This is a genomic window from Domibacillus sp. PGB-M46 (assembly GCF_022668875.1).
In the GTDB taxonomy this organism is placed as follows: domain Bacteria; phylum Bacillota; class Bacilli; order Bacillales; family Domibacillaceae; genus Domibacillus.
Map to the genome: position 1 here is coordinate 84,614 of NZ_JAKGCR010000003.1, position 17,400 is coordinate 102,013.

Genomic DNA, 17,400 nt, shown 5'->3' on the forward strand with positions numbered 1-17,400 from the left:
ATGAGCGAATGCAGTATTGACCATTCACATGCAGATGTAATCAAAAAAGTGGAAAGCCAGAAAACATTTCTTCCGTCAGATCTTTATGAAAGCTTATACAATTACCTGCAGGAAGAGCGGACGCAGGATTTGTTAAATGATTTGTTTCATCTCCTGAAAAAATATGATCTTGTATCCGAAGAAGAGCGGGACGTGCGAAACAAGCGGCTTGCGCTTATTGTGAACAATTAACCCGTATAGCAAAGAGCCTCCTGTATAACTTACCACTTGTGCAGGAGGCTTATTTGCGTTATTTTTGAAGGTAGTACATTTTTAATTTAAGCAACGAAAAGAGGCTATAAATACATGAACAAAAAATCCATTTACGGATTGACGCTTGAGCAGCTGGAGGCATGGCTTTTGCCATTTGGACATAAGAAATTCCGGGCGCAGCAAGTGTGGGACTGGCTGTACCGGAAACGGGTAACCGATTTTGACGAGATGACAGACGTAAACGCGGACTGCATCGCACTGCTGAAAGAGCATTTTGTTCTTCATACCTTGAAAGAACACGTGAAACAGGAATCAGCGGACGGAACGATTAAGTTTTTGTTTAAATTAACAGACGGCAACTTAATTGAAACCGTAATGATGCGTCATAAATTCGGCTTATCTGTTTGTGTAACGACGCAGGTCGGCTGCAACATTGGCTGCAGTTTTTGTGCAAGCGGCTTATTAAAGAAAACGCGCGACTTATCCAGCGGTGAAATCGTGGAGCAGATTATGAATGTGCAGCACGCACTGGATGAAGCAGGAAACGGAGAAAAAGTAAGCCATATTGTCGTAATGGGGATTGGAGAGCCGTTTGATAACTTTGACAATCTGATCGATTTCTTAAAAGTCGTCATCGACCAAAAAGGATTAGGCATTGCAGCCCGCCATATTACCGTTTCAACGAGCGGCCTGGCGAATAAAATTTACGACTTTACCGATACAAAAATTCCGGTTAACCTGGCAATTTCTCTACATGCACCGAACAACGAGCTGCGGACAAAAATTATGAAAATCAACCGGGCGATTCCGATTGAAAAGCTGATGGAAGCGGTCGATTACTACCTTGAAAACACAAACCGCCGTATCACCTTTGAATATATCCTGTTAAAAGACGTGAATGACCGGGTGGAAGATGCACTTGAGCTGGCAGAATTAATTGGCGATAAAAAACAGTATGTAAATTTAATTCCGTACAATCCAGTGGATGAGCACAGCCAGTATCAGCGGAGCACGCCGGAAGCGATTATGGCATTTTATGATACGCTGAAGAAAAAAGGCTTGAACTGTGTTGTACGCCAGGAACACGGAACAGATATTGATGCAGCATGCGGACAGCTGCGAAGCAAACAAATCCAAAAAGCAGCCCAGTAAAAAAGCTAAAAAAGCAGTATGATGAGTGTTCTCAAAACCTGGTTCTTTTTGTAAAAGCTGTTAAGTGCTAAATAAACGCAGCTTTCTATATAACATGAATAGTAAGAGGTATAAAAAAGCTGAACCTTTTATTGGGTTCAGCTTTTTTTATGAAATGGCGCGCTTTTTAGCAGTGATGAAGAAAAGAAAGTAAACGTCTATATGAAAGATGAATAAGCAGAGATGTCCAGGCGGCATCTACATTTATGGTATGATTGGTAGCAGTAAAACCGTCATTTTGATAAACGAAAAGGAGGTATTGAAATGGAATATGTACAAGTGAACAGCATTGATGATCCAATGTTTGCGCGTCTGCATAAAACAATGCAGGATGTGTTTCCACCGGAGGAAGTACTGGATTATGAATTATGGGCGGAGCCTCTGAAAGACCCGGCGATTCGTGTATTTCTGGCAGTTCAGGACGATGAAGTAGCAGGAATAACGGAATATCGGTACAACAAAGAATTAAACGTGGCGATGACGGATTTTACGATTATCGTAAGAGAAGGGCTTGGGGTCGGGCCATTTTTAGCGAAAAAACGCCATGAAGATTTAATGCGCCTGGCAGAAGAAAACAAACTTGATTTAATGGGCATGTTTGCGGAAATTTATGACCCGTACCGTATGAAGGATCACTCCTTTGCTGGTATTAAAGTGATGGACCCATTTGTACGACGCGAAGTACTTTCCCACCTCGGCTACATGCGGCTTGATTTCCCGTATGTTCATCCTGCGTGGACAAATGAAGGGGAAGCGGTCAGTCATTTGGACCTTTGTTTCCAGCCATTCAAAGAAAATATTGGGTCACTTAAAGCAAGTTTGATCCGCAATTTTATCACCAGTTATTACTCTGTTTTATCGAATAAGCCTCAGGAATGGCACGATATGGTGGCAAATCTTGAAAAAGAAGACGAAATATCGTTAAAGCCGTTATAAGAATTTAGAAAATGTTTCACGTGAAACAACTGCTGTTTTTGAATCGATATTTTAATTGAAAGCAAACTTCAAAAATCCCGGGCTGTTATTTGAACAGGCCGGGATTTTTCTTTCTTAACGTTTGCAGCCGCAGCCGCAACCCCAGCCTTTTCCTGGATAACCAGGATCCACAACTTCGTTTCTTGTGATCGGCTGATAAATGTGGCGTGGTACATTGACGATATGCTGGCGATTAATCGTAACAACTGGATGAATAACTGGAATTTCGCGCTTAATATACGTATCTTTTACAATACACTGCGGCGGGCAGACGATCGGACGAACAGGACGACGCATATTTTTCACCTCCACGCTTCTATACAACTAGTAAATGCATCTGCTATCCTCTCCGTAACGGCAAACATCCAATTATTCAAATAAACTTAAATAATATCAAGTGGTACTTTTCGGCCAGGAGCTGAAAATCGCTCGTTCAGTTCGGCCAGTTCCTGTTCTGTTAATACAATTTGGGCAGCTTTTGCGTTAGCGGCTGTATGCTCCTCCTGCGCGGCCTTGGGGATGGCTATCATGCCGGGAAAGCGAATCGTCCAGGCAAGCATAATTTGAAGGGGAGATGCTCCGTGCGCCTGCGCCATTTTTTGAACAACAGGATCATCCATCAGCTCTTTTCGCAGCGAGCCGTCCTGTGCCAGCGGACTGTAGGCCATAACGGGTATTCCCTGTTTCTTATGCCACGGAAGCAGGTCAAATTCAATACCGCGCGAACCAAGATGATAGAGAACTTGATTAACAGCGCATCCATTTCCACCCGGTTTTTGCAGAAGCTCCTTCATATCGGCTGTGTCAAAGTTAGAAACACCCCAGCGGATGATTTTCCCTTCTTTCTTCAACCGTTCCATTCCCTCAACCGTTTCCTCAAGCGGCACCCGTCCACGCCAGTGAAGCAGATACAAATCGAGCCGGTCTGTTTGAAGCCGCTGTAAGCTTTTTTCACATGAAGCAGCGATTTGATCAAGCCCTGCGTTATGCGGGTAGACCTTCGATACTAAAAACACTTCATCCCGAATGCCTCTAATGGCTTCGCCGACGACCCATTCCGCCCGGCCTTCTCCGTACATTTCTGCCGTATCAATCAGTGACATGCCGAGATCAACGCCGAGTCGCAGCGCCCGCACCTCCGCTTTTTTTTTGGCCGGGTCATCTCCGATACGCCACGTTCCCTGCCCGAGCGCCGGAACGGCTGCCCCGTCCGGCAGTGTAACAGCCCGTTTTCTTAATGCTTCTTTGAGAGACTAATTTTCCAAAAAATAAAATCCTTTCCTTATTATATGAATTTGTTCCCCCTGTAACATGGCACCAAAACAAAAAAGGCCAAGCCTATGACAGGCCAGCCAGTATTGGAAAAAGTGATTAAGCAGATTCTTCTTTTAAAGCATAGGCTTTGCGCCATGAAATTTGCGCTACGGTTAAAAGAATAAGAGCAGCGATACCAATTACTGCATAAACAGTAAATCCAGCCGCATATGTTCCGGTCATTTGCTTGAGTGTACCCAAAATATTCGGCACAAAAAAGCCGCCTACACCGCCGGCTGCACCGACAACCCCCGTCACCATGCCAATTTCTTTTTGAAAACGCTGCGGAACAAGCTGGAATACCGCCCCATTGCCCATGCCAAGGCACATCATGCCGGCAAACAGCATCATTGTCACGACTGTCAAAGAAGGCAGCGTGCTAACGCCGAACATCATCAACACTACACCAATAAACAAGAACTTAAGAAGTGCTGCTCCGCCAATTTTATCGGCAATCATGCCGCCGACCGGGCGGAACAAGCTGCCTGCAATCACGCAGAGTGTCACAAAATCACCTGCACGGACGCTGGTCAGCCCATACTGGTCGACAAAGAAAATACTCAAAAAACTAGTCAGCCCAACAAATCCGCCGAACGTTACACTATAAAGCAAGCAGAAATACCAGGTGTCACGCTGCTTAAACACTTTAAAATAATTAACCAAAGGCTGTGGCTCCGGCTGTGTAGGAGCGTCTTTGGCAATCAGCACGTACGTAATAAAAACAAGTGTAAGAGGAATAAGGGCAAGACCCATCACGCCATTCCAGCCGAATACTTCTGCCAGGCGCGGACCAAATAGTGTAGCAAGCACTGTACCGCTGTTTCCGGCACCGGCAATCCCCATTGCGAGCCCCTGAAGGTGCGGCGGGTACCAGCGGCTTGCCATTGGAAGGGCAACAGAAAAGCTTGCGCCGGCAACGCCAAGCAGAATACCAATGAAGTAAAGCTCTGTCATGGAATTTCCGAAAAGCCATCCCCATAAAAGAGGCACCATAGTGACTATCATGCCGCCTATTGCCGTTTTACGCGGGCCAATCCGATCCGTAAAGATTCCGAGAATAATCCGGAAAAAAGAGCCAGCCAAAATAGGAATCGCTACAATTAATCCCTTTTGAGAAGGAGAAAGACCGAAATCCTGTGTAATATACACACCAAGCGCCCCAAGCATAACCCAAATCATAAAGCTGATATCAAAATACAAGAATGACGCCAATAGAGACGGCGCGTGGCCGCTTTTTCGCAATTCCGCTAGTTTCATGTGTTCCTCTCCTTTGCATTCAATGAGTGATATGTTGCTTAACGTTAGTGTAGGGCGGCGAAAAGATACTTTCCATATACTTGTTAGAAAACCTTACGAACTATTTCAAAAAATCAAAAAAATCTGATTGACTTTCTAAAAAACGTTTTATATTGTGTTAGTTAAGCTGACACGAAATGAAGAGGAGTGATCGCTATGAAAATCAAAACGGTTATACTGGCACGGACAACGAATAGAAGCGCCCGCAAAGAGCCAGCCAAATCAATGTGTATACCGTTTACGGGGAACGAAGCGGACGAGAACCCGGCCTTCAAAGCGGACTAAAAAGAAGGGAGGGGACTTTTCTATGAATAAACGAAAACTGGTTGTAATCGGAAATGGAATGGCGGGTGTCCATGCAGTTGAAGAAATCTTAAAAATTCAGCCGAATGAATTTGAGATTACGATATTTGGGAAAGAGCCGCATCCAAACTATAATCGGATTTTACTGTCTAAAGTCCTTCAAGGCGATACAACGGTTGAAAGCATTACCTTAAATGACTGGGCATGGTATGAAGCAAACGGCATTACTCTTTATACGGGAGAGCCGGTTGTTCAAATTCACACAAGCGAAAAATATGTGGTGACCTCTAAAGAACGCATCGTATCGTATGATGAATTGATAATTGCCACAGGTTCACTGCCATTTATGCTGCCGCTTCCAGGTGCAAAAAAAGAAGGCGTGACGGCTTTCCGGGACATATACGATTGCGAGAAAATGGTCGAAGCATCCAAAAAACACGAAAAAGCCATTGTGATCGGCGGCGGGCTGCTTGGACTGGAAGCAGCCCGTGGTCTTCTTAATTTAGGAATGAAAGTCGATGTTGTCCATATCGGGGAGTACATTATGGACCGGCAGCTTGATCCTGTTGCGGCTCGCATGCTCCAGCGGGAATTAGAAGCGCAGGGAATGAATTTTCTGCTGCAACAAAATTCAGCAGAAATTACCGGCCATAAACGGGTAAAAGGCCTTCGCTTCTCAGATGGAAGCTGGCGTGAAGCGGATTTGGTCGTCATGGCGGTTGGGGTCCGCCCGAATACACAAGTGGCTGCCGGCACAGGCATCGAAGTAAACCGGGCTATTGTCGTAGACGACTATATGCGCACAAGCGTCCCACATGTATACGCAGTTGGAGAATGTGCGGAGCATCGGGGCTTTGTTTACGGCCTTGTCGCGCCTTTGTATGAACAGGGAAAAGCATTGGCGGCCGCTTTGTGCAAAGAGGAGCATCCGGGCTATCAAGGCTCGGTGCTGTCTACTCAATTGAAAGTGTCTGGCGTGGACGTTTTTTCAGCGGGAGAATTTATGGACAGTAATGACACGCAGTCCATGCAATGGATAGATGGAATAAACAACACATACAAAAAAATCGTCGTAAGAGATGGCAAAATCGCAGGTGCCGTGCTATTTGGCGACATTACTGAAGGCGCCAAGCTGTTCGGGATGATTCAAAAGAAAGAGCATTATGCCGTCCTTGAAAAAGAAATGGCCCAGGGCAGCGGCAGCAAAGATGAACGCATTGCTTCTATGGCGGATCATGACACAGTGTGCGCGTGCAATGGTGTATCGAAAGGAGCCATTGTAAAAGCGGTTTGCGAGCAGGCGCTCGAAAGCGTGGAGGATGTGAAGGCCTGTACGAAAGCTTCAAGCTCCTGCGGCGGCTGTCGCCCGGTTGTAGCGGATATTTTGGACTTTATTAAAAGAAACGGAGCCGAAGAGGAAGTGGAAAAAGCATCGATCTGCGCGTGTACAGACGCGGATCACAGAGATATTATCCAGGCGATTCATGCTCATCCAAATGAGGGGATGGTGCAGCTGATGCACCGACTTGGATGGAGAACAGAAGGCTGCGCGGTATGCCGGCCGGCTCTTTACTATTACATGGGTGTGCACAGCAGCTGCATGCCGGATATTTTAGAAGAACGGACAGCGGACGGTACGTATATGGCCGCTCCGCGCATGTACGGCGGTATAACGGGAGCAGACCAGCTTCGAACGATTGCGGATGTGGTGGAAAAGTACAGCATTCCACTCGTCAAGCTGGCAGCTGGACCCCGAATGGAGCTGTATGGCATTAAAGAAGAGGAAATTTCTGAGGTGAGAGCAGCTCTTTCTGCTTCCATGCCTTCCTATGGCGCATCTCTTCGCGCTGTCGGTACATGTGCCGGCATCCAATATGCAAAATACGCTTTTCACGACTCGCTGGCTCTCGGCAGGAAGCTGGAAGAACGGCTGGAATCATTCGTTTTCCCGGCAGAGGTAACAATCGCCGTTTCCTCAGGTCTTGAAGATAAAGCGGGATCACTCGGGGAAAACGTCGGCTTGATCGGGGCACCGGGCGGCTGGGAATTGTACGTGTCGGGTGAGCGGCTTTACGCATCAATGCAGCCGGACGATGCTGTCTGGATGACAGAAGCGCTGCTTGCTTATTATCGTATATCCGCTTTTTATGGAGAAGAGATGGACAGCTGGACCGGGCGACTTGGCTTAACGTCGATTCGAGAAGAAGTATTAAAAAGAAAACGACAAGGGATATCCATTCAAAATCAACAGGCAGCCGCTGCCTTGTAAAGCAGGTGAAAAAATGGAAACAGCCGTAAAAACAGTGATGGAAACACAGTGCCCTTTTTGCAGTGTTCAATGTAAAATGACGGTTACAGAGACAGAAGAGCAGGGGCATACAACCTATCATGTGGCGCCCAAGCAAAATGCAGCCTCAGAGGGCCGTCTTTGTATTAAAGGAATGAACGCTTATCAGCATGCGCTGACCGGCGAGAGAATCACGGAACCTTTAATGAAAAAAAACGGTGAATTTGTACCCGTTTCATGGGAGGAAGCGTACAAGCAGATTGCAGAGCGGTTTACCGCTCTGCAGCATCAATTTGGCCGGGATACGATCGGGGTGTATGGAGGCGGCTCGCTTACAAATGAAACGTCCTATACACTCGGGAAATTCGCGCGTGTGGCCCTGCAAACAAAGTACATTGATTACAATGGGCGGTTTTGCATGTCTGCGGCTGCAGCGGCCGGCAATCAAGCATTTGGCATTGACCGTGGGTTAACAAATCCACTTTCGGAAGTAAGAGAATCAGACTGTTTAATTCTCGCAGGAACCAACATTGCCGAATGCCAGCCGACACTGATGCCATACTTTAGAGATGCAAAAGAAAATGGCGCTTTTATCATTGTAATCGATCCGCGCAGCACGGCTACAGCAGAGATGGCCGATATGCATCTGAAAGTCAAGCCGGGTACGGATGCAGCGCTTGCCAATGGACTGCTGAAAGTGATTATAGATAACGGGTATATCGACAAAGCATTTCTGGCGGCACGCACTAAAGGATTTGAGGAAGTAAAAGCACATATTGATTCATGTAAAATCGAAGAGATCGCCGCCTTAACAGGTGTGCCCCAAGAAGATATCGAACGAGCAGGGCGGAAATTTGGACAGGCGGCATCGGGAATGATTTTAACTGCCCGTGGTGTAGAGCAGCAAACAGACGGATCGCTGGCTGTACGGAATTTTATTAATCTATTGCTCGCCACAGGTAAAATCGGCAAGAGAGGAAGCGGCTACGGAGCAGTGACAGGCCAGGCGAACGGACAGGGCGGACGCGAGCATGGCCAAAAAGCAGACCAATTGCCTGGATACCGGTCGATCGAAAACGAGGAGCACCGCGCGTACATCGCGAAAATATGGGGCGTCGACGCGGAGAGCCTTCCAGGTAAAGGTGTATCTGCATACGAAATGATGGAAAAAGTGCATGCGCAGGAAATCCGGGGGCTGTTTTTAATGGGATCCAACCCGATCGTTTCCAACCCCAATGCAAACTTCGTAGAAGAAGGTCTGCGGAAGCTGGATTTTCTTGTTGTGGCCGATATGCTTTTTTCGGAGACGGCCCAGCTGGCTGATGTTATTTTGCCTGCGGCGGCTTATTTGGAAAATACCGGAACATTAACGAATCTGGAAGGCCGCGTGCTGCTTCGGGAAGCGGCACGGCCGGCACAGGGCCTTGCAAAGCAGGATTGGGAGATTTTATCTGACATTGCTGCTTCTTTAGGAAAAGCTGCTCATTTTTCATATACGGATGCCGAGGGGATTTTTGAAGAGCTTCGCCTGGCAAGCAAGGGCGGCATTGCGGATTATTACGGAATTACGTACGACCGGCTTCGGAAAGAAGAAGGGGTTTATTGGCCTTGTCCTTCCCCGGAGCATCCAGGTGAGGCCCGTTTGTTCGAAGCATCGTTTCCTCGTCCGGATGGAAGAGCCGCCATGGTGCCGGTGCCGAATGAGTTTCCGAAAGAACAGGCAGGAGGAGAATATCCCCTTTATTTAACGACCGGCCGGGTGCTGGAGCATTATTTAACGGGTGTACAGACACATCAAAGCCCGACACTTGAAGCCCGGCAGTTTGAATCCTTCGTGGAGATTCACCCGAAAACAGCAGGGCGTTTGGAGATAAAAAATGATTCGCTTGTAAAGGTGCGGTCCCGCCGAGGGGAAGTCGTTGTTCGCAGCAAGCTGACCGCCTCCATTCGTGAGGATACCATTTTCATGCCGATGCACTGGGACGGCATTCAAAACGTCAATAAACTGACCAGTGAAGCCTTGGACCCGGCCTGTAAAATGCCCGGCTTCAAAGTTTGTGCCGCAATGGTAACCCCCTTGTCCACCCGGTATTAAAGGACGCTTGTCTGTACGTTGAAGCACTCACATCGCGTGAGTGTTTTTTAGTTGTTTTCGTTATGTTTTTGGAAGTCAAGCTGTGTGTTAATGTTGATAAAGGATGGTTCGTTCTCAAATGAAACGGTCTTGAATGGAATCTTGTGTAACAGCGCCATTAAACTTCTTCTTCCTTCAACGAGCGCTTCGTTCATATGAGGAAGGCAGCGTCTATGGTAAAGAGCGAGAAGCGGCTGCAGTTTTTCTCCTTCTGCCGGCACCACCGCGTTATAATCAGGGTGGCAGTACAGGAGCAGCTGCTCAACAAAAGCTTCTCTTACAAACGGGATATCGGCAGAAAGCACAAAAAACCACTCCGGTTCCTCAAACTGTGAGATGGCGTGATGCAGGGCAAAAAGCGGTCCTTGATGAGGAGTGGGCTCTACAATCAGCTCGACGCCGGATAAATCAAATCCATCGGCAAGAAAGCGGTTTGTCGAAAGAATAATAGGATGCAGTCCATTGGTGCTGAGGGCGTCTACGCTATGCTGGTAAAACGGCTTTTCTTTATACTGTTCAAACATTTTAGGGCGGCCGTACCGTGATGACTGGCCGCCGGCAAGTACAATACCGGCTGTTTTCATCTTTATCACTCCTGGAGCTATTATAACGCGGAGGTTGTTGTCATGGAAAATGTATTTCAAGTAGTGGGTTATCAAAACAGCGGCAAAACAACACTGATGGAAAAACTCATACAAGCGGCTGAAAAGCAGGGAGCGCGCGTTGCAGCGATTAAGCACCATGGGCACGGGGGCGCACCGGACGGGCAAAAAGACAGCGACAGACACCGGCAGGCCGGCGCCGTTCTGGCTGGTGTAGAAGGAGACGGGATTCTGCAGGTATCCATTACGCAGCATCAGTGGGCGCTGGAGGACATCCTCGCTCTGTACCGATCCTTTTCAGTGGACTGCGTCTTTGTGGAAGGATACAAACAGGAAGCATATCCAAAAGCAGTTTTAATTCGTACACCGGAGGACTTGCCGCTTTTAAAGCTTCAAAATATTCAATGTGTGATCAGCTGGATTGATCTGCTTCAAGCGGATGCCGCTTATCCTGTGTTCCAGCTTGAGGAGGAGAAACAGTATACGGCATTTATTCTTCAAAAAGCCGGACTTTTATAAAAAGCCGGCTTTTACTCAGGTAATTCGATCTCCTGCTTGTTTGAGCCGTCGCGGTCCATTTTAAATAAATGATAATCCGCCCTTCTATTTCCAAAGTTAGGATCTGTCATAAAGTAAATGGTTTTGCCGGAAGGATGAAAAACAGGAGATCCCGCGTACGTTCCAAAAGATGTAAGCGCCTGTCTTTGTTTGGGCTGAGTGTTGTAGCGGAGCAGCTTATATTCAAAAATACCGGCGGTTTCTTCGTTTGCTACAGCTTGATAAACCATATCGCCGTTTTGTTCATGGAAAGCATAACCGTTCACTTCAAGGTATGTTGCAGGATTTGTATATGGCTTCAGGACGGATTTTCCATCAAGTGAAACTGTGTAAACAGATGCTTTGCCTTGAAACATGTCTGCGGATTCATCCTGCATCAGTATAAAAGCCGATGTTCCGTCTGAACGGACATGAAGGCTGCCCATGCTGTATGAGTTCAATGCAGTCAGCCGTTTTCGTTCTGTCAGCCAAGTTGTACCGGAAAATGTCCAAATTGGCTCTTTCACTGGCTAAGCCAATTTAGTAAAGGCTGGTTCCATCTTTGGAGAGCTGGAGACTTGAAGCAGCTTGGTTTCCTTCTAATAAAAGTTCTCTTCTGCCGCTGGAAAGATTCAGTATATACACCTCGGTTCTAATGTTCCCCGTTTCAATCACATCGCCTTCACGAACGGAAATAAATGCAACAGCTGACCCGCCGGGTGACACGTCTATACCCGTGATCAGCCGGCCGGCTGGCAAGCTTGTGATTTCCTCTTCTTTTTGGATGTTTTCTGAAAAGCTTCGCAAGGAAGGAATACCGTTTATATGTTTCACATAAAATATACTTTCAGCAGGTGAAAGATCAAATACATCCGTCAAGCCGTTCTGTTTCTCGTCATCTGCTTTTTGAAAAGCCATACCAGCCGAAATTAAGGCGGCCCATGCTGTGAAGAAAATACCTAAAACCCATCCTGTTTTTTCTTTCAATCCATCGCCTTCTTTCTGGGGAAATAGCCGGGAAATAAAAGCGGTCATTGAGCTGGGCATGAAAAACAGCCAACGGAAAGCCGTCAGCCAATTCTTGACTTTTTCTTTTTTCAAAAGCAGGCAGCCTCATTTTATAAAGCGCAGCCCAGAGCAGAAAAGGAGTAAGAAACACAATAAGAATAACGGAAGGACCTGCCATGATCCAAAAACTGAATGCAACCAAAAGTGTGACTGCGCTGCCCAAAAGCCCTGCTGTAATATAAAAAGTATGGATTCGCTTTAATTCCTTTTCCTCTCTTTCAGCCACGTTCAATCGATATAAAAGAAAAATGCCCAACCCAATAAAGATCCAAACGAGGATTGACAGGGCAAGCCTGATGAAATGGTCCAAAAAAAAAAACAAAGAAAACCACCCATAAAGAAACAAAATGATCTGCATAATCAGTAAGGCATTCACCCACTTCCTCCTTGGACCTGCAAGCAGAAGGGAAGCAGCACTTAAAAACGAAAGTGTCATCCAATAAAAAAGAGCTTCACCATTCCGCAGGAGAATAGCGGTATACAGGACAGCTGTTAAAATTGCAGAGGACAGGCCAAAGAAAAACGTCGTTTTCACAGGAAAGGTATTCATAAGTACCCCTTTCACCGATCCTTATATTTCCATAAATAAAGCATATATCCAAATATTTACTTATGTAAATTCTTGCAAATGTTCTATTTAAAGCAGGGAATAAAGTACTTCTTTTCGGGATATCCTCTTGTTAAAAAGGAGATGGATGAAATGTGGAAATGGATCATTGCGGTTACTCTGCTGGCAGGCTGTATGGCAGATGAAGAACCAGAAGAAATGTCGGCACCTATTAATGAAGCGCAGGATGCTGCTCAAAATCCAACGGGCCCGCTTCGTGTCATGAAAAAAGAAGAAACAGGGCAGTACCTGGCAGATTCGGCCGGTATGACACTTTACTATTACATAAAGGATAAAGAAGGAGTGTCCACCTGTACGAATCATTGTCTGGAAGAGTGGCCGCCTTTTTATCTTGGATCGAGTAAAGTGCCGGAAGGGTTCAGCCCGAGTGATTTTGGCGAGATTACACGTGAGGATACAGGGGAAAAGCAGTCCACGTACAAAGGATATCCGCTTTATTACTTTTCGCGTGATCAAGTGGCGGGGCAGACAAATGGATATAGTGCAGACGATAAATGGTATACGGTCAATAACGCGATCGACCGTATGGCGCAGGCTAATTAAAAAACGGCTGTCCTTTAACACTTGGACAGCCGTTTTTCTATTTCTTCAGGAGAAAGCGGCTTTGCATACAAATAGCCCTGTGCCTCGGTACAATTAAGTGCCAGCAGGAGCTTCGCCTGCTCATTTGATTCTACGCCTTCCGCAATTACTTTTAAATTTAAATTTTGCGCCAGATCGATGATGGCTTTCACGATCGCCTGGCGATTCTCGGTTAAATCCCGGACGAAAGACTGGTCAATTTTCAGCTTTGTAATAGGAAAGCGGCTTAAATAGCTGAGTGAACTATAGCCGGTGCCAAAATCATCAATACTCACCTGAATGCCGATCCTGCGCAGCCGGTCTAAAATCTGCAGGGCGTGAGCTACATCAGCCGTCATGCTCTCTGTAATTTCAATCGTCAGCCACTCGGGTGAAAGGCCGGTCCGCTCTAAAATCCGCTCCACCTGTTCGGCAAAATCTAACTGCATAAACTGCCGAAGCGACACGTTCACACTAACACAAACAGGCGGAAGGCCTGCTTCCTGCCATGTTTTGTTTTGGGCGCACGCAGTCTCCATCACCCATGTGCCGATCGGAAGAATTAAGCCGGTTTCTTCTGCGAGTGGAATAAATTCCGCTGGAGAAACCGGCCCCATTTTAGGATGATTCCAGCGAAGCAGCGCTTCCACGCCAATGATTTGATTTGTTCTCATGTCGATCTGGGGCTGGTAATACAGATGAAAAAGTTTTTCTTCAAGGGCCCGGTGCATTTCCCGCTCAAGCATCATTTTGTTGCTCATATCGCGATGCAGATCAGTTGTAAAAAACCTGTAGGTGTTTTTGCCGCTTTCTTTGGCGAAATACATGGCAGCATCCGCAGTGCGAATCAGTGTTTCTGCGTCCAGCCCATCTTCAGGAAACATACTGATACCGATACTTGTGCTAATGAAAATATCCAGGTTTTCAATCAGAAAACAGTGGCTCAGCTCTTCTTGTATTCGTTCGGCAATGCGCTGGGCCGATTCACGTGAAATCGCTGGAAGCAAAATCGCATATTCATCACCGCCAAGCCGGGCAGCCGTGTCTGTGCCTCTAATACAACTTTGAAGCCGGGCGGCTACTTTACTGAGTAAAAGATCTCCTGTATTGTGGCCTAAAGTATCGTTTACATTTTTAAATCGGTCCAAGTCAAGAAACATGAGGGCGAAAGACTGATTATAGCGGGACGAAGAGGAAAGAGCTTCATCCAGTTTTTTTTGAAACTGACGCCGGTTGGCAAGCCCCGTTAAATCATCATAATGAGCCATTTTTTGTACTTGTCTCTCTGTTTCTTTCCGCTCGGTAATATCGGTGGCCGTACCGATTACTTCCGCGACTTTTTCACCTTCAAAAAGGGGAGAAAGGTGAACGAGAAGAGAGAAATGAAGTATATTTACCTCAAAATTAACTTGTTCACCGGTAAAAGCGCGCTCCACATAACCGGATATGTATGTAGATGCCTGTTTTGAAACGATATCTCTAAGCTGGCTTTTTTCGGACCAATCAGCTGCAAGCCCCATTTTCTCTAACAGCTTTCCTTCAAGCATCGTCAACACAATCTGCCCGTCTTCATTTTTTCTATACTTGAATACAGCATTTTGCAAATGTCTGGCTGTCGTTTGGAATTCGTTTTTTAATGCTTGTTTTAAAGCGGATTCTGCTTGAACTTTATCGGTAATATCCACATCAATCGAAAGGAATTTTGCAAGGCGTCCATTTTCATCCTGGATCGGTACAACCGTTGCATGAATGCTGTAAATAGACCCGTCCTTTGCACGGTTATGCAATTCACTCTGCCAAACTTGTCCCCGCTCTAACATATGCCACATTTCATCAAAATAATCGTCCGGATGCATGCCCGAGTCAAATAAGGCATGCTTTTGGCCAATAATTTCTTCCTGTTCGTATTTACAGAGCGTGCAAAAACGGTCATTCACGTACAAAATAATGCCGTCTCGACCGGTAACCGAAATGGAAAAGCGCTGGTCTAGAGCCCGGACGATTGACGAAAAATCATGCAAATGGTTTAACAATGGACTCCAATCCTTTCACTCACTGCTTTTTGTAGGTCTATTGTACCTATTGGTTCCATTTTTTTCAATGATCTTGCCAGTGCCTTTTTGAATTTAAGCTTGTTTTTATCAATGAAATCTTTATTTTTTGGACTGAAATGGGTATAGAGCACATAATATATAAAATCGGAGGGATTTACATGAGATGGAAATATTGGAAGGTGGTTTTACGCTATGGTCATGTAGGTAAGCGAAACGAGGTTAGTGTAGCACGATATTTATTAACGGAAGCTCACTACACACCGGTGCTGGTTATGGATCAGGCTGCCCATATGCCGGGTGTGAAGCATAATGGGGTAACGTCTGTGACAGAAATTAACCGGGATACATTTTTAGAAGGAAAAAGAAGGGAAAAGGAGAACTTTTTTCTTCAAAAAATGAAAGCGTTCCATAAAGAGCTTCCAGCTTAAACAAGTGGTCTCGTCTGCCTTCTTGTGGCATTTGAGGCCGCTTTCTTTTATGCTTACATAGGGGTGAATAAAATGGGGCAGGTAACCGTAGTAGGCAGTTACGTAACAGATATCATGGTCCGGACGCCGCATCTGCCGGCACCGGGAGAAACCGTTCTGGGAGGTCCTTTTCAAATCGGTCCTGGCGGCAAGGGAGGCAATCAAGCAACAGCAGCGGCAAGAAGCGGGTCAAATGTGATGTTTGTAACCAAAATTGGCACAGACATCTTTGGACAGGAAGCGGTCCAGCACTTCGAGCGGGAAGGACTTGATATTCGGTTTACGCAGAGAAGCGAAAAAGAAGCAACAGGCACGGCTCTTATCTCTGTTGATGACACAGGGGAAAATAGTATTGTTATCGCACCGGGCGCGTGTGGAGTGATGAGCGGTGCAGATGTAGAAAGGGCAGAAGAAGCAATCGAACGAGCGGATCTTTTGGTGCTTCAGCTTGAAATTCATTTTGAGGCGATTGGGGCGGCCATTCAAACAGCTGCCCGCTGCGGTGTACCGATTCTATTAAATCCTGCTCCTTATATGGCTTTCCCAATGGAGTGGCTTCAGCATGTTACATACGTAACGCCAAATGAAACAGAAGTCCTCGGTTTAACAGGAATTGCTGTAGAAGGTGAAGCATCCGCCCGGCGCGCGGCCGATATCCTGCATGAAAAAGGCACCAGCGTGGTCATGATTACCATGGGCAAAAAAGGGGTGTTTTTATCGCAAGGAACGGGTAAAGGCCGGCAAATAGAAGGATTTTCGGTTAAAGCGGTCGATACAACTGGCGCGGGCGATGCTTTTAACGGCGGATTTGCACATGCCATCACCAGCGGTATGAACATCGAAGAAGCCGTTCAATTTGGACAGGCTGCTGCGGCTCTTTCTGTAACGAAAGCAGGCACTGCTGTGTCTATGCCATCCAGTAGAGAAATAAAAGCGTTTTTAAAGACGGTGTTTTAGGGAATACAAAGAAAAAAGGAGGGTTCTGTATGGGTTTTTTAAGCAAGCTTTTTGGCGGTAAAGAAGAAGGCAATACGGCACAAAATACGGGTGAAATTATTCTTGTCTCTCCGATGAGCGGGGATGTGATCAGTTTAGAAGAGGTACCAGACCCGGTATTCTCACAAAAAATGATGGGTGACGGTATAGCGGTGAATCCATCGGAAGGGAAAGTAGTGGCGCCGGCTGACGCAAAAGTACTGAACGTGTTTCCGACGAAGCATGCAATTGGCCTGGAAACAGCAGGAGGCCTCGAGCTTCTTATTCATGTTGGGCTTGATACGGTTAACATGAAGGGTGAAGGGTTCGATGTAAAAGTGTCGGAAGGAGACCAAGTAAAGAAGGGGGATGTGCTGCTTACATACAGCCTGGAACTCGTTCGTGAAAAAGCAGCGAGCACCATCACCCCGCTGATCATCTCCAATGGGGACCTTGTAAAGCAAATGGAAAAGCATGAACATGTAAAAGCCGTCGCCGGCGAAACGCCTGTGATGACGATCAAGATAAAATAAAAAGGAAGCAAAAAGGAAGCCCCGTATACAAGGGGCTTCCTTTTTGCATGCAGTCTAAGCATTGAAAAGGAGCAGACCGCGTCATGATTAAGCGCCAGTGCCTTTAAAAACGAGTGCGGCCAGCATCATAAAACAATGGCTAAAGCAGAAATGAAAATCAAAGCACGCAGAAGACCATTGTAGAAAGAATGACGAACCACATAAACGCATATTTTAAAAAAAA

At 46.3% G+C, this 17,400-nt stretch carries 18 protein-coding genes; 11 read left to right on the plus strand and 7 right to left on the minus strand.

What is annotated here, in order from left to right; genetic code table 11:
- The 3 genes from L2D08_RS04525 (at position 1) to L2D08_RS04535 (ending at position 2,379) form a co-directional block, all read left to right on the plus strand.
- A complete protein-coding gene (locus tag L2D08_RS04525) occupies positions 1-231 on the plus strand; it encodes a group-specific protein (protein ID WP_242232539.1) in 231 nt (76 codons plus the stop codon).
- Between the two features lie 114 nt (positions 232-345).
- Complete coding sequence (gene rlmN, locus L2D08_RS04530; protein WP_242232540.1) at positions 346-1,404, plus strand: dual-specificity RNA methyltransferase RlmN; 1,059 nt, start codon at positions 346-348, stop codon at positions 1,402-1,404.
- 303 nt (positions 1,405-1,707) lie between these two features.
- On the plus strand, positions 1,708-2,379 hold the full coding sequence (locus L2D08_RS04535) for a GNAT family N-acetyltransferase (protein ID WP_242232541.1): 672 nt from the start codon (positions 1,708-1,710) through the stop codon (positions 2,377-2,379).
- 114 nt (positions 2,380-2,493) lie between these two features.
- Here the strand turns inward: L2D08_RS04535 and L2D08_RS04540 are convergent, their stop codons facing one another.
- The 3 genes from L2D08_RS04540 to L2D08_RS04550 form a co-directional block, all read right to left on the minus strand.
- Positions 2,494-2,715: a hypothetical protein gene (locus L2D08_RS04540; RefSeq protein ID WP_242232542.1), complete on the minus strand. Its 222-nt coding sequence runs from the start codon at positions 2,713-2,715 to the stop codon at positions 2,494-2,496.
- 86 nt (positions 2,716-2,801) lie between these two features.
- On the minus strand, positions 2,802-3,635 hold the full coding sequence (locus L2D08_RS04545; protein WP_242232816.1) for an aldo/keto reductase: 834 nt from the start codon (positions 3,633-3,635) through the stop codon (positions 2,802-2,804).
- A gap of 154 nt (positions 3,636-3,789) precedes the next feature.
- Positions 3,790-4,989 carry an MFS transporter gene (locus tag L2D08_RS04550; protein WP_242232543.1) on the minus strand — a complete coding sequence of 400 codons (1,200 nt, stop codon included), beginning with the start codon at positions 4,987-4,989 and terminating at the stop codon, positions 3,790-3,792.
- Between the two features lie 195 nt (positions 4,990-5,184).
- Here L2D08_RS04550 and L2D08_RS23990 point away from each other — a divergent pair, with 195 nt between their 5' ends.
- Genes L2D08_RS23990 through nasC form a run of 3 tightly spaced genes read left to right on the plus strand, consistent with a single transcriptional unit; the run spans position 5,185 to position 9,713 of the window.
- Positions 5,185-5,313, plus strand: a complete 129-nt coding sequence (locus tag L2D08_RS23990; protein WP_255821821.1) for a hypothetical protein — start codon at positions 5,185-5,187, stop codon at positions 5,311-5,313.
- A 22-nt stretch (positions 5,314-5,335) separates the two neighbouring features.
- Positions 5,336-7,600 (plus strand): nitrite reductase large subunit NirB, encoded by a 2,265-nt coding sequence (gene nirB, locus L2D08_RS04555; RefSeq protein ID WP_242232544.1) that lies wholly within the window; start codon positions 5,336-5,338, stop codon positions 7,598-7,600.
- A 13-nt stretch (positions 7,601-7,613) separates the two neighbouring features.
- Complete coding sequence (gene nasC / locus L2D08_RS04560) at positions 7,614-9,713, plus strand: assimilatory nitrate reductase catalytic subunit NasC (protein ID WP_242232545.1); 2,100 nt, start codon at positions 7,614-7,616, stop codon at positions 9,711-9,713.
- Between the two features lie 47 nt (positions 9,714-9,760).
- Here nasC and mobA read toward each other — a convergent pair whose 3' ends face one another.
- Positions 9,761-10,336, minus strand: coding sequence for a molybdenum cofactor guanylyltransferase (gene mobA / locus L2D08_RS04565; protein WP_242232546.1), 576 nt, complete (start codon positions 10,334-10,336; stop codon positions 9,761-9,763).
- Positions 10,337-10,378: 42 nt separating this feature from the next.
- Here mobA and mobB point away from each other — a divergent pair, with 42 nt between their 5' ends.
- A complete protein-coding gene (mobB, locus tag L2D08_RS04570; RefSeq protein ID WP_242232547.1) occupies positions 10,379-10,873 on the plus strand; it encodes a molybdopterin-guanine dinucleotide biosynthesis protein B in 495 nt (164 codons plus the stop codon).
- Between the two features lie 11 nt (positions 10,874-10,884).
- Here mobB and L2D08_RS04575 read toward each other — a convergent pair whose 3' ends face one another.
- Both L2D08_RS04575 and L2D08_RS04580 read right to left on the minus strand, forming a co-directional pair.
- Positions 10,885-11,418 (minus strand): TolB-like translocation protein, encoded by a 534-nt coding sequence (locus L2D08_RS04575; RefSeq protein WP_242232548.1) that lies wholly within the window; start codon positions 11,416-11,418, stop codon positions 10,885-10,887.
- 13 nt (positions 11,419-11,431) lie between these two features.
- Positions 11,432-11,878: a TolB-like translocation protein gene (locus L2D08_RS04580; protein WP_242232549.1), complete on the minus strand. Its 447-nt coding sequence runs from the start codon at positions 11,876-11,878 to the stop codon at positions 11,432-11,434.
- A 781-nt stretch (positions 11,879-12,659) separates the two neighbouring features.
- On the opposite strand from L2D08_RS04580, the gene L2D08_RS04585 reads away from it, so the two are divergent.
- Positions 12,660-13,130, plus strand: coding sequence for a COG4315 family predicted lipoprotein (locus L2D08_RS04585; RefSeq protein ID WP_242232550.1), 471 nt, complete (start codon positions 12,660-12,662; stop codon positions 13,128-13,130).
- 14 nt (positions 13,131-13,144) lie between these two features.
- On the opposite strand, the gene L2D08_RS04590 is transcribed toward L2D08_RS04585, so the two are convergent.
- Positions 13,145-15,181 carry a sensor domain-containing protein gene (locus L2D08_RS04590; protein WP_242232551.1) on the minus strand — a complete coding sequence of 679 codons (2,037 nt, stop codon included), beginning with the start codon at positions 15,179-15,181 and terminating at the stop codon, positions 13,145-13,147.
- Positions 15,182-15,360: 179 nt separating this feature from the next.
- Between L2D08_RS04590 and L2D08_RS04595 the strand changes: the two genes are divergently transcribed.
- The 3 genes from L2D08_RS04595 (at position 15,361) to L2D08_RS04605 (ending at position 17,177) form a co-directional block, all read left to right on the plus strand.
- Positions 15,361-15,630 carry a hypothetical protein gene (locus L2D08_RS04595; RefSeq protein ID WP_242232552.1) on the plus strand — a complete coding sequence of 90 codons (270 nt, stop codon included), beginning with the start codon at positions 15,361-15,363 and terminating at the stop codon, positions 15,628-15,630.
- 72 nt (positions 15,631-15,702) lie between these two features.
- Positions 15,703-16,626 carry a ribokinase gene (rbsK, locus tag L2D08_RS04600; RefSeq protein WP_242232553.1) on the plus strand — a complete coding sequence of 308 codons (924 nt, stop codon included), beginning with the start codon at positions 15,703-15,705 and terminating at the stop codon, positions 16,624-16,626.
- Positions 16,627-16,655: 29 nt separating this feature from the next.
- A complete protein-coding gene (locus tag L2D08_RS04605) occupies positions 16,656-17,177 on the plus strand; it encodes a PTS sugar transporter subunit IIA (RefSeq protein WP_242232554.1) in 522 nt (173 codons plus the stop codon).
- Positions 17,178-17,400 lie beyond the last annotated feature (223 nt).